This window comes from Paenarthrobacter sp. AR 02 (assembly GCF_021538675.1).
Lineage (GTDB): Bacteria > Actinomycetota > Actinomycetes > Actinomycetales > Micrococcaceae > Arthrobacter.
Window position 1 is genome coordinate 284,347 of record NZ_JAJUKH010000001.1, and the last position, 12,935, is coordinate 297,281.

General features: G+C 63.3%; 8 protein-coding genes. 3 read left to right on the forward strand and 5 right to left on the reverse strand.

The genetic code is table 11. The features are described 5' to 3' along the window. Positions 1–40: 40 nt before the first annotated feature. The 3 genes from LRQ04_RS01420 to LRQ04_RS01430 form a co-directional block, all read right to left on the reverse strand. The gene (locus LRQ04_RS01420) at positions 41–1,564 is read right to left on the reverse strand and encodes an aldehyde dehydrogenase family protein (RefSeq protein WP_235517214.1); all 1,524 of its coding nucleotides are present in this window, start codon (positions 1,562–1,564) and stop codon (positions 41–43) included. Between the two features lie 96 nt (positions 1,565–1,660). Beyond that, positions 1,661–3,010, reverse strand: coding sequence for a GAF domain-containing protein (locus LRQ04_RS01425; RefSeq protein ID WP_235517215.1), 1,350 nt, complete (start codon positions 3,008–3,010; stop codon positions 1,661–1,663). A gap of 121 nt (positions 3,011–3,131) precedes the next feature. Next, positions 3,132–4,583: an FAD-dependent oxidoreductase gene (locus LRQ04_RS01430; protein ID WP_235517216.1), complete on the reverse strand. Its 1,452-nt coding sequence runs from the start codon at positions 4,581–4,583 to the stop codon at positions 3,132–3,134. 116 nt (positions 4,584–4,699) lie between these two features. Between LRQ04_RS01430 and rarD the strand changes: the two genes are divergently transcribed. Together rarD and LRQ04_RS01440 are read left to right on the forward strand one after the other, a co-directional pair. Further along, positions 4,700–5,764: an EamA family transporter RarD gene (rarD, locus tag LRQ04_RS01435; protein ID WP_235517217.1), complete on the forward strand. Its 1,065-nt coding sequence runs from the start codon at positions 4,700–4,702 to the stop codon at positions 5,762–5,764. Between the two features lie 155 nt (positions 5,765–5,919). Then, positions 5,920–8,325: a polysaccharide lyase 8 family protein gene (locus LRQ04_RS01440; RefSeq protein ID WP_235517218.1), complete on the forward strand. Its 2,406-nt coding sequence runs from the start codon at positions 5,920–5,922 to the stop codon at positions 8,323–8,325. Positions 8,326–8,497: 172 nt separating this feature from the next. Here the strand turns inward: LRQ04_RS01440 and gabT are convergent, their stop codons facing one another. After that, on the reverse strand, positions 8,498–9,853 hold the full coding sequence (gabT, locus tag LRQ04_RS01445) for a 4-aminobutyrate--2-oxoglutarate transaminase (protein ID WP_235517219.1): 1,356 nt from the start codon (positions 9,851–9,853) through the stop codon (positions 8,498–8,500). Between the two features lie 56 nt (positions 9,854–9,909). Continuing rightward, positions 9,910–11,340: a gamma-aminobutyraldehyde dehydrogenase gene (locus tag LRQ04_RS01450; RefSeq protein WP_235517220.1), complete on the reverse strand. Its 1,431-nt coding sequence runs from the start codon at positions 11,338–11,340 to the stop codon at positions 9,910–9,912. A 143-nt stretch (positions 11,341–11,483) separates the two neighbouring features. Here LRQ04_RS01450 and LRQ04_RS01455 point away from each other — a divergent pair, with 143 nt between their 5' ends. Next, positions 11,484–12,926, forward strand: coding sequence for a PucR family transcriptional regulator (locus LRQ04_RS01455; protein ID WP_235517221.1), 1,443 nt, complete (start codon positions 11,484–11,486; stop codon positions 12,924–12,926). The last annotated feature ends 9 nt before the right edge of the window (positions 12,927–12,935 follow it).

Sequence of the window (12,935 nt, forward strand, 5' to 3'; positions counted from 1 at the left end):
TGGTCATTGACGATCTCCTTTGATCGGTAGACAAGACGGTTTAGAAGAAGCCGAGCTTGTTCTCGTTGTAGCTGACCAGGAGGTTCTTGGTCTGCTGGTAGTGGTCCAGCATCATGGCGTGGTTCTCACGGCCAATACCTGAGGACTTGTAGCCGCCGAAAGCGGCACCTGCCGGGTAGGCGTGGTAATTGTTGACCCACACGCGGCCGGCCTGGATTTCCCGGCCTGCGCGGTAGGCGACATTTCCGTTGCGCGACCAGACGCCGGCGCCAAGCCCGTAAAGGGTGTCGTTGGCAATTCCGATGGCGTCGTTGTAATCGCTGAACTTGGTCACGGACACCACCGGTCCGAAGATCTCCTCCTGGAAGATCCGCATCCGGTTGTGGCCTTCGAAAATGGTGGGCTGGACGTAGTAGCCCCCGGCGAAGTCCCCGTCCAGTTCGGCTCGGGCGCCACCGGTGAGGAGCTTGGCGCCTTCCTGCTTTCCGATGTCGATGTAGGACAGGATCTTCTCCAGCTGGTCGTTGGAGGCCTGGGCACCAACCTGGGTATCGGTATCCAACGGGTTGCCCTGGATGATTCTGTTGGTCCGGGCCGTGACGTCGGCCATGAAGGAATCGTAGATACCTTCCTGGACCAGGGCCCGGGAAGGGCAGGTGCAGACCTCTCCCTGGTTGAACGCGAAGAGGGTGAAGCCCTCCTGCGCCTTGTCGTAGAAGGCGTCGTTCTGGTCGGCGACGTCGTCGAAGAAGATGTTGGGGCTCTTGCCACCAAGTTCCAGGGTGACGGGGATGAGGTTGTTCGACGCGTACTGGCTGATGAGCCTGCCTGTGGTGGTCTCACCCGTGAAGGCGATCTTGCGGATACGGGAACTCGAAGCGAGCGGCTTGCCGGCCTCGACGCCGAAGCCGTTGACCACGTTCACCACACCCGCCGGAAGGAGATCACCAATGAGCTCCATCAAAACCAGGATTGACGTCGGCGTCTGCTCGGCGGGCTTGAGCACCACGGCGTTTCCGGCCGCGAGCGCCGGGGCCAGCTTCCAAACAGCCATGAGGATGGGAAAGTTCCACGGGATGATCTGGCCAACAACGCCCAGTGGTTCCTTGAAGTGGTAAGCCGTGGTGTCCTCATCCAGCTGGGAGAGGTGGCCTTCCTGTGCTCGCACAGCAGAGGCGAAGTAGCGGAAGTGGTCGGCGGCCAGGGGGATGTCGGCGTTGAGGGTCTCGCGGACGGGCTTGCCGTTGTCCCAGGTCTCCGCAACCGCAAGGAGCTCCACATTCTCGTCGATGCGGTCGGCGATCTTGTTCAGGATCGCTGCCCGCTCAGCGGCGGAGGTCTTGCCCCAGGACGGCGCAACCTTGTGGGCGGCGTCCAGTGCGAGTTCGATGTCTTCCGATGTTCCGCGGGCAACTTCGCAGAAGGCCTTGCCCGTGACCGGGGTGATGTTCTCGAAGTAGGCGCCCTTGACCGGGGCAACCCACTCTCCGCCAATCCAGTTCTCGTAGCGGTCCTTGAAGGTGACCTTCGAACCCTCGGCACCCGGCTGTGCGTAAACGGTCATTGCTAGCTCCTTTGCTGCGAATCACGGTGGCTGTCGCCATTGATCCGAGCCTAGGAGCGATGAGGTTGCAGTTACGTTGCAACCCTGTGATTCAGCTCACGCAGTCATGTCCGCTTCGATCCGTTCAAGGTCGGCCACGACGGCGGCCCGCTTGGGTGAGCGCGGCGGCAGCAGCTTCAGCACCGCCAGACGGAGGTCGACGTCGTACCTCGCCTCCGGCAGCTCCGCATACTTGAGGAGTGAATCGACGCTCCCGTCGCTGAGCAACGCCTCACGCATCAAGTGCGAGACACGTTCACGCAACAGCACGACGCCGGGCGCCTCCGACCGCGGAAGGACAGCACCTTTGTAGATTTCCAAGGCGATGCGGTGGGCGCCGCGTTGCAGGCAGTTCAGGACCTGTCCGGAGTCGGGCAGCAATTCCACGGGCAAACGGTACGGCCGGGACTCGGGAACAGCATCGGGGCTGAGCCCCTGGATGACCTTGCGGAGCCGCACCATCTCGGCTCGCAGCGTCACGGCAGAACCGTCTCCTGGGTACAACTGGGCGCAAAGGTCATCGGCGCTCAACCCGGAAGGGTGGTTACCGAGGATCGCCAGGATTTCGCTGTGCCGGGCTGACAAGGAGACGGTTCGGCCATCAATGCTCAGCAACGCCTGATCGCGACCCAACAATTGCAAGCTGTTCCGGTACAGCGCACCAGTGGTTTGGGTCGACGTTGAAGGCGCGCTCCGCCGTCGTGGTTTGTCTCGAATGGCTGCGGCGAGTTGGAGCCGCTCAATACGCAACTGTGCCTGGGCCGCAGCAACGGTTGCCTCCACCAGGGACAGGGTGTGCGGCGCCACTGCTGTTTCCGTGCCGGTAATGTCCACGACGCCCAGCACGGCACCCGAATCAGGGTCATGGAACGGCACGGCTGTACAGCTCCACGGGTGAACGGACCGTTTGAAATGTTCGGCACCGGAGATCTGGATGCTGCGGTCCAGGGCCAAGGCAGTTCCGGGGGCGCTGGTCCCAACGGAGGCTTCGGACCAGTCCGCGCCGGCCACGAACATCATGCCCTCGGCGCGCCGCTGCATCACAGGGTCGCCGTCAACCCACAGGAGCCGCCCGACATCGTCTCCTACCGCCACCAACAAACCACTGTCATGGCTGGGTTGGACCAGGAGCTTCTTGATCACCGGCATGATCGCAGCCAACGGATGCTGCCTGCGATACTCCTCGAGTTCGTCCCTGTCCATCGCAAGGGGCGCCTCGGCGACGTCCGGATTGGCCTGCAGGGTCGCAGAACGCTGCCAGGACTCACGGACCAGGCGACGCAGGCCAACGATGCCTTCATCGTCCAGGAGGCCGCTGTGATTCAGGCGCTCATGGCCTGCCAGCGCACGCCTCTGCACCAATTCCGCGGTGTCGCCTGGAACCGGCGGATGGATTGGATTCCTCATCGAACTCCCCTGGGTACCGTGCATGTGGTGGGCGGCACAGTACCCAGCAGTCTAGTTCGGGAGCCGGAGTTTTTGTACAGCCAACGCCCTCGGAGCGGCCACGTGGACAAAAACTCCAGGGTCAGCCGCGCGAAATCCGGACCATTTCCTCGCGCGGGACCACTTTGATGCGCTCGCGGACCACGCCGTCGCCCGAACCATCACCGGCAGCCGCGGCTGCGGCTTCGCTCCACGACGCACCCAACGCGGCCTCATGGGCATCCAGGCGGTTCCAGCCCTCCCACGTCGTGTATTCAATCCCGCGCTCTTCAAGGAGGTCGATGATGGCCTGCGGATCCGGGTTTTCCGCCGGCGGCAGCGTGAGCCGGTCTTCAAGGAGGAAGCCGATGGTCTCCAGCGCATCGCCCTTGGTGTGGCCGATGAGGCCTACAGGACCGCGTTTGATCCAGCCGGTCGCGTAGATACCAGGGACGTGGTTACCGTCCGCGTCCAGGACCCGACCGCCGTCGTTCGGGATGACACCACGGCGGGCGTCGTACTCAAGTTCCTCCAACGGCGAGCCGTGGTAGCCGATGGCGCGGTAGACAGACTGGACCGGGTACTCGATGAACTCCCCCGTGCCCTTGACGTTGCCGGTGCCATCAAGTTCCATCCGCTCAAACTTGATTTCGGACACCTTGCCAGGAGTCTCAGGTGAGTCCAGGATTTCCACGGGGCTGTGCAGGAAGTGAAGGTGAAGGCGACGGGACGAGGGCTGCTCGGACTCGGCGTGCTCCTCCACCAGCCAGTTCGTCATGGTGTTCACCATGGTCTTGATCTGGTTGTTGGTGCGGATGGCTTCATCGGAGGCTTCGTCGAATTCGAAATCCTCTGGGTAGAGCACGATGTCCACGTCCTTGCAGTGCGAAAGCTCCCGCAGTTCCAAGGGGGTGAACTTCACTTGCGCAGGACCGCGGCGCCCGAACACGTGGACATCGGTAACGGGTGAATTTTTGAGCCCGGCGTACACATTGTCCGGAATCTCGGTGACTAACAGCTCTTCCGGGTGTTTGACCAGCATGCGGGCAACGTCGAGGGCGACGTTGCCGTTACCGATGACCGCGATCTCCTTGGCATCCAAGGGCCACTCGCGGGGCACATCGGGGTGTCCGTCGTACCAGGACACGAAATCTGCGCCGCCGAAGGAACCCTCCAGATGGACTCCGGGGATGTTCAGGTCCGCATCCTTGATGGCACCCGTGGAGAAAATCACGGCATCGTAGAACGCCCGGAAATCATGGAGAGTCAGGTCCCGGCCGTAGGTCACGTTGCCCAGGAAGCGGATGTCGCCGCGGTCCAACACCTTGTGCAGGGCATTGACGATGCCCTTGATCCGCGGGTGATCCGGCGCAACTCCGTAGCGAATCAAGCCGTAGGGTGCCGGATATGCCTCGAAGAGATCGATGCTGACCTCAACCTCACCGTCCTTGACCTCGTTGGATTTGGTAAGGATGTCCGCGGCGTAGACACCCGCCGGGCCAGCGCCAACAATGGCAACGCGTAACGGACGATTGGTTGCGGCTGAATTTGGCACCGTAAGCCCTTCCGAAGCAGTGAGCCGCGCCGTTGGTGGGCGCGCAGGGTTCAATTCTAGATGTCGACCCTGCGGCCGGAGGCTTATATGGCAGGAGTCACAGAAATTCATAAAGATTGCGGAATATTGCGCCCATGAACGGTGTTGGCGACATTGTGTCGACTCCGGAACAGATCATCCCAAGCTCCTCAACAACTACGTCAACGACGGCGGGTGGCAAGGGCGGCGGTACCGGCAACGCCGGTAAACCGGTGAGGAGCGAATCGACGGCGGGCGTCCTGTTCGGCATTGGCGCGTACGGGCTGTGGGGTCTGCTCCCCCTCTACTTCTTCATTCTCATGCCGGCCAGTGCCGTGGAAATCGTCGCCAACCGGGTTGTCTGGTCGTTGATCTTCTGCGCGCTGCTCATCACCATTACCCGCGCGTGGCGCGTCTTCGGTGCCGCAGTCAAAGATCGGTCCGTCTTTGGTCCTTTGGCGTTGGCCGCCGGCCTGATCGCCATCAACTGGCTCACCTACACCTTCGGCGTGACCACGGGACACGCCGTCGAAACGTCCCTGGGGTACTTCATCAACCCGCTGGTCTCGGTACTGCTGGGCGTCTTCGTCCTGAAGGAAAAATTGCGTCCCCTCCAGTGGGCAGCGGTGGGCATCGGCTTCGTCGCAGTTGGCGTCCTGACGTTCTCCTACGGACAGCTTCCTTGGATCGCTCTGATCCTGGCCTTCAGTTTCGGCTTGTATGGCTTCGTGAAAAAGCGCGTAGGACCCAAGGTTGACGCGCTCACGAGTCTGTCGGTTGAAACGGTGGTGCTGGCCCCGTTCGCCGCGATCACCATGGTGGTCCTCGGCGTATCGGGAGCCGCAACCTTGACCACCCACGGCGCCGGACACTTCTGGTTGCTTGTGGCATCGGGCGTCATCACGGCCGTCCCCTTGCTCTTCTTTGGTGCTTCGGCCCGCCGTTTGCCCATGACCACCATCGGCCTGCTCCAATACTTCGCCCCCGTCCTCCAGTTCATCGTCGCCCTGACAGTCTTCAACGAGACCATGACCACGGCCCGCTGGATCGGTTTCTGCGTGGTGTGGCTCGCTCTGGTTCTCCTGACCATCGACATGCTCCGGACGACGCGGAAAAACTCCGTGCTCAAGAAGAAAGCCCGGCTCGAGGCGTCACACCCGTAAGGGATTCCGCTATCCGGGAGCCATGAGCACTTTTGTTCATTTCTGCTGAGGGGCCCGGGAGTCGGACATAAAGTTGCGGAGACTTTTTACCGCAATGTCCACTCCCCGCACCCAGCAGTTTGAACGGAGCAGTTTTGAACTTCAATGGACCCCCAGTGAGCCGCAGGACCCTTTTCCGCGCCGGAGGGGCGGCCGCACTTGCTGGCGTCATGCTTTCCCAGGCTGGACCTTCTTTTGCGGCTTCCGGGCTGCAGGAACTCATCGACCGACGGCGGCTGGTCCTCACGGGTGGACAGAGCGCAGCGGGCATTCCGGAATTGGCCTCGCAGCTTGAAGGCATGGGCCAGACCACCGAAAAATGGTGGTCCTCCATGGACAAGGCATCCTCCCGGACAGCATTGTGGGCCGACATTCCGCTGACTGGCATCGGGCAGTCCACGGCCGCAACCGGAAACATGGGCCTGCACTTCAACCGCCTCTACGACATGGCCCTCGGATACGCAGTCCCAGGCAATCCCTGGGCCGGCAACGCGAACCTGGCCGCTGACATCGTTGCCGGCTTGCAACTCCTGAATGACACTGCGTACAAGCCGTCCATCAAGGCAGCGGGCAACTGGTGGTTCTGGGAGATCGGCGTCCCGCGCAAAGCCGTCGACATACTGACGCTTCTTCATGCCGAAGTTCCCGAAGCATTGCGGACGTCCCTGTTGGCAGCTGTCCGCTGGTTCGCACCCAACCCGAACTGGCGCGGCCGCGCTACCTCCCTGGCGGAGACCGGGGCCAACCGCGTGGACAAGTCGCTGGCCTGCTGCATGCGCGGGATTTTGGATAACAAACCGGACGAGATCGCCCTGGGCAGGGACGCTCTGAGCGACACAGTCCGCGGCGGAACCAACAGTGTCTTCACCTACGTCACCAGCGGAGACGGCTTCTACGCGGACGGCTCCTATGTCCAGCACTCCTATTTGCCCTACGCAGGAACCTACGGTGTGGTGGCTTTGGCTGGGATCGCCGAGATCATCGCGATGCTCGGGGGAAGCAACTGGGCCGTCAACGATCCCAAACGTTCGGTGCTCCTTGATGCCGTGGAGGACACCTACGCACCCTTCGTCTGGGATGGGCGGATCATGGACACCATCCGCGGACGCGCAGTCTCCCGCCAGCGCGAACCCGACTACGTCAGCGGCTTCGGTCTCATCTCAGCGGTCCTTCTCCTGGCGCCTGGTTGCGACGAGCCGTACCGTTCCCGCTTCCTGGCTCTGGCGAAAGGCTGGCTGGAACGCTGCGCGGACCAGAAACTCGTCGGGCATCCTACCCAGAGCCTGGCAAAGTCGTTGCTGTCCCTCGGAGTGCTTTCTGATTCCGCAGTGGTTGCCGCACCGGCTCCCGTCTACAGCCGGATGTTCGCCGACCAGGACAGGTTGGTCCACCACCGTCCGGACTGGGGCTGCACGGTAAACCTGTCCTCCAAGCGGATTGGACGCTATGAGTGGGGCAACAGCGAGAACAACCTCGGCTGGTACCAGGGCGATGGCATGACGTTCCTGTACACGCGGCAGGATCCGTCCCAGTTCAGTGCTGATTTCTGGCCCACTGTGGACCCCTATGCCCTTCCTGGCACCACCGTTAACGACCAAGTTCGTGCCACTGGGGCGGGGGCCGCAGGAACCGGAATCCCCCGCGCCTTCCAGGCCTTTGCCGGCGGGCTTACCGTGGACGGCCGCTGGGGCGTCATCGGCATGGACCACCTCAACCACGACAAGACCCTGTCCGGCCGTAAGTCGTGGTTTTTCCTGGATGACGCTGTGGTCTGCCTCGGCGCAGGCATCACGGGAACGGGCGGAGCTGCGGTGCGGACCACCATTGAGAACAGGTCCTTCGCCACAGATTCCGCCCCGGCGGTCCGGACGGACTCCAGGAACCGGCGGATGGCGCCCGGGGAAGCGCCCGTGGTCTTGAAACGGTCCGTGCATCTTGAAGGCCACGGCGGGTACGTCTTCCTTGATGCTCCGGGCGTTTCCGGGGCTCCCGACGTTGCGGTGGTGCGCCGGACAGGGACCTGGTTCGACATCAACTCAGGTGCAGACACCGGTGGAAGCACGGATCCCGTCACCAGGGACTATGTGACCATCACGCACCGCCACGGCGTTGACCCTGCGGGATCGGGCTACGCCTACATGATCCTGCCTGCCGCCGACCATTCGACCACGTTCTCCCAGTCGGGGAACCCCGATGTGAAAGTTCTTGCCAACTCGGCGGATGTGCAGATGGTCGAATCCGGCAAAGACAGCCTGGTCATGGCCAACTTCTTCGCTGCAGCATCCGGGGGCGGATACACAGCATCCGGGCCGTGCACGGTGTCCGCACACAGGATCGGTGACAAGCTCACACTGTCCGTCGCCGACCCGTCACGGACGCAGGCTTCGGTGCGTGTGACGCTTCCCGGCTCGTGGAACACCGTGGTCCAGGCGGATGCCGGTGCTGTGCTCACTGCCGGCAACACCATCGAGGTCCAGCTCGACGGACACGGCCACCAGAAGAACCTGACGCTGGGCAGCTAGGCAAGCACCGCCGTCGTGAATCCGCGCCGAAATCGTGGGAAGAGTGCCAAACCGTCCGGAGCCGGACAGCGAACTCGCGCGGTTCCCACGAACTCGCGGAAACCTGGCAACGCAAAAGAGGCGGGCGGGGGAAGTAAAACCCCGGCCCGCCTCTTGCGCTGGAAAACAGCCCTTACGCGTGGGCCTTGATGGCTGCGGCGAGGACCTCGAGGCCGTCGATGAGCAGCTCGTCGCTGATGACCAGCGGCGGGAGCAGGCGGATGACGTTGCCGTAGGTGCCGCAGGTCAGGATGACGACGCCTTCCTGGAGGCAGGCAGCCGCAACAGCCTTGGTGAGCTCGGGGTTGGGTTCCTTGGAGCCGGCCTGAACGAGCTCGATGGCCAGCATGGCGCCGCGACCACGGACGTCGCCAACCACGGAAACTTCAGCTGCCAGCTCGCGGAGCTTGCCCAGGGCCAGCTCTTCGATGTGGCGGGCACGGCCGTTGAGGTCGTGCTGCTCCATGGTGTCGATGGCTGCCAGCGCTGCTGCACAAGCTACCGGGTTGCCACCGTAGGTGCCGCCGAGGCCGCCCGGGTGAACGGCGTCGAGCAGGTCCGCGCGGCCGGTGATGGCCGAGAGCGGAAGGCCGCCGGCGATGCCCTTGGCCATGGTGATGATGTCCGGGACAACACCTTCGTGGTCAACGGCGAACCATTCGCCCGTGCGGCAGAAGCCGGACTGGACCTCATCGGCGATGAACACGATGCCCTTTTCCTTGGCCCATGCGGACAGTGCCGGCAGGAAGCCTTCGGCCGGAACAATGAAGCCGCCCTCGCCCTGGATGGGCTCGATGATGATCGCGGCAACCTGGTCGCCACCGATCTGCTTCTCGATCGCGGTGATGGCGCGCTTGGCAGCCTCGGCACCGGTGATCTCCGGGTTCTCTTCACGGAACGGGTAGCTCATGGGCATGCGGTAGACCTCGGGCGCGAACGGGCCGAAGTTGGTCTTGTACGGCATGGCCTTGGCAGTCAGTGCCATGGTCAGGTTGGTGCGGCCGTGGTAGGCGTGGTCGAAAGCAACCACAGCGTCGCGGCCGGTGGCCAGACGTGCAACCTTGACGGCGTTCTCCACAGCTTCAGCGCCGGAGTTGAACAGCACGGTGCGCTTGGCGTGGTCGCCCGGAGTCAGGCGGTTAAGCTGCTCGGCGACTGCAACGTAACCCTCGTACGGGGTCACCATGAAGCAGGTGTGCGTGAAGTGTGCGGCAGCTTCCTGGACGGCGGCGACGACGGCGGGATCTGACGCGCCGACGCTGGTCACGGCGATGCCGGAGCCGAGGTCGATGAAGGAGTTGCCGTCGACGTCGCGGATGATGCCGCCGTCGGCGTCTTCAACGTAGACGGGAACGCCTGAAGCAACGCCAGCAGCAACGACGGCGGCGCGACGCTCGGCAAGTGCCTGCGACTTGGGGCCGGGGAAAGTGCCGTTGATGTTGCGCTTCTGCTCGATGCGGTACGAGAGCTCGTTCGCGGTGGTGGTCATGGGTTTGCCTTTCTGGGAAATTCGTACGGGTGGGGCGGACGCGCTACGCGGCTGTGTCATGCATCCAATGCAGACATCACGTGCTTGATGCGCGTGTAGTCCTCCACGCCGTACATGGAGAGGTCCTTGCCGTAGCCGGACTGCTTGAAGCCACCGTGCGGCATCTCTGCCGTGAGGAGGATGTGGGTGTTGATCCAGACTGCACCGAAGTCCAGGTCGCGGCTCATGCGCATGGCCGTGCCGTGGTCGGTGGTCCAGACGCTGGAAGCCAGGGCGTACTCGACGTCGTTGGCCATTTCAATTGCTTCTTCTTCGGTGCTGAACTTCTGGACGGTGATGACCGGTCCGAAGGTTTCCTTCTGCACGATGTCGTCGCTCTGCTTGGCGCCGGAGATGATGGTGGGCTCGAAGAAGAAGCCCTTCTCGCCTGCACGGTGGCCACCGGTTTCGATCTTGCAGTTCTCCGGGAGGTGCTCCACCACGGAGGTCACGGCGTTGAAGTGGTTCACGTTGTTGAGCGGGCCGAAGTAGTTGTCTTCGTCGTTCTGCGAGCCGGTGTGCAGGGTCTTGGTGTGCTCCACCATGGCTGCCACAACGTCGTCGTGGACCGAGTCCTCGATCAGCACGCGGGTGATGGCGGTGCAGTCCTGGCCGGCGTTGAAGAAAGCGAACTCGGCGATGGCCGCTGCGCTCTTCTTGATGTCGGCATCCTTGAAGACGATGGCCGGGGCCTTGCCGCCAAGTTCCAGGTGGGCACGCTTGAGGCCCTTGGCTGCGCCGCTGGCGACGGCGATGCCGGCGCGGACGGAACCGGTGATGGACACCAGGCCGGGGACCTTGTGGTCAACCATCATGGCGCCGGTCTCGCCAGTGCCGAGGACGACGTTGAGGACGCCGGCAGGGAAGATCTCGCCTGCGAGGCGGGCCAGCACCAGGGTGGATTCCGGCGTGGTGTCGGAGGGCTTGAGGACCACGGTGTTGCCGGCGGCAAGCGCGGGGCCGATCTTCCAGATGGCCATCAGGAACGGGTAGTTCCAGGGCGCAACCTGGGCCACGACGCCGATGGGTTCGCGGCGCACGTAGGAAGTGTGGCCTTCGAAGTACTCGCCCGCGGACTTGCCTTCCATGATGCGTGCAGCACCGGCGAAGAAGCGGAGCTGGTCTGCGCCTGCCGCGATTTCCTCGGAGGCGATCAGGGAGCGGACCTGGCCGGTGTTGCGGTGCTGCGCTTCGACGAGTTCGTCGCTGTGTGCCTCTACTGCGTCCGCGAGCTTGAGGAGCATGAGCTGGCGCTGGCCCGGGGTGGCCTTCTTCCAGGACTTGAACGCTTCGTTGGCTGCGGTCATGGCGGCGTCCACGTCGGCCTGGACCGAAATGGGCGACTTGGCAACGATGTCGCCGGTGGCAGGATTGACGATGTCCAGGAGACCCGTACCTGCCGGCGTAACGAATTCGCCATTGATGAAGTTCTGCAAGGTTTGAACCACGGCGTGCAACCCTCTTTCGCTGTCTGGGCATGGATTTAGCTGATCAGAGCCTATGCCAGGCAGGGGGTCCAAGGAATAGTCAGCTGCACACAGACGAACCCTCCCCTTAGTGCGCTTGCCCAGCGCCGGGTTACCCTTAAACCATGGCAATGTCCCTCGCTTCGCTCGTCGCTGTCCCCTCCCTCAAACTCCGCCAGGCGGGCCTCGCAGAGACCACGATTAACCAGGACATCAGCTGGGTCGCCGTAACGGAGCTCGAGGATCCACAGCGCTTCCTGAGCGGTGGCGAGCTGGTCCTCACCACGGGATTGCGCCTCAAGAGCGCCGCGGACCAACGTCGTTTCGTCCGGCAGGCCCAACGCGCCGGTGCCGTCGGGATCGGTTTCGGCATCGGCCTGACCCACGAGTCCGTCCCGGAGGCCCTGGTCGCAGAGGCCAACCGTTGGGGTCTGCCACTGGTGGAGGTGCCCTACGAGATCCCGTTCATAGCCATCGGCAAACTCGTGGCCGAGTCGCACTCCGCCGACCACTATGCCAACCTCGAACGCCTCCTGGCCGGGCACCAGATCCTGGCCCGCTCGCTCCTCACCGGAGGCGGGCTCAACGAACTCCTCAAACAGTTGGGCAGCATGCTCCGCACCGATGTTGTGCTCACCCAGTTCAGTGCCCAGCTTTACAACAGCGTGGTTGGGAAACCGGCGCCGACGGCGGATGGCTGGGCGTCGTACCCGATTCCCACCGGCCGCAGGGACGCCTGCACGCTGTGGTTGCGGCAGCCTTTCGTGGACTCCGGGATTGTGAGTTACGCGCAGAACCTGATCAGCGTGGAACTCAACAACATGGTCAAGCAGCGGCAGTCGCAGCGGGCCATGGCGGGTCAAGTGCTGGACGACGTCATTCACGGCACCTTGGAAACCATTGAAGCGGCCCGGCGCTTGGCCGGGGTAGGCATCAACAGCACACGGAAGAACGTGGTGCTGGTTGCCGAGTCCACGGCGCACCACAAACAACTGGTCAGCATCTCGCTCCCCCAAGCGCTGGAAGCCGGCGTCAGCGCCGTCGTCGGGAAGGACCTGGTCACGGTCATCAGCGACGACGGCAGTTCGGCCACCGCCTTGGCCAAGAGCCTCAGCGATCACCTGCAGGAAGCCGGCATCCACGCAGTGATTGGAATCGGTGGCGCCTACACGAAGCCGAACGGCTTGCGCTGGAGCTACTTTGAGGCGCGCGACGCCGTGGCGCACGGCTTGCCGGTCAACGAACCCGAGCGGCTGAGTCTGACGTCGTTGTTGCTCGCCAGCGAGGATGTGCCCCTTGCCGATATGGCGAGCGAATCGTTGACTCCCCTCCGGAAGTTCGATGCCGCCCACGGAGCCGAGCTGGTGGCCACGTTGGAGAGCTACCTCAACCACAACGGCTCGGTCGCAGCCGTCGCCGAAGCCCTGACGCTGCACCGGAACACCGTCCGCTACCGGCTGGCCCAGATCACTGAACTCACCGGCTACGACCCCTCCCAAACGCAGGATCGCGTGCAGTTGTGGCTGGCGCTGGCGGTCCAGCGTCTGGGCTCTCGAAACCCCAGGTAGGCACCAGGG

Coding starts and splice junctions, on each gene's coding strand:
- gabT (WP_235517219.1), bottom strand. CDS start 9,853: ATGACCACCACCGCGAACGAGCTCTCGTACCGCATCGAGCAGAAGCGC.
- LRQ04_RS01455 (WP_235517221.1), top strand. CDS start 11,484: ATGGCAATGTCCCTCGCTTCGCTCGTCGCTGTCCCCTCCCTCAAACTC.
- LRQ04_RS01425 (WP_235517215.1), bottom strand. CDS start 3,010: ATGAGGAATCCAATCCATCCGCCGGTTCCAGGCGACACCGCGGAATTG.
- LRQ04_RS01420 (WP_235517214.1), bottom strand. CDS start 1,564: ATGACCGTTTACGCACAGCCGGGTGCCGAGGGTTCGAAGGTCACCTTC.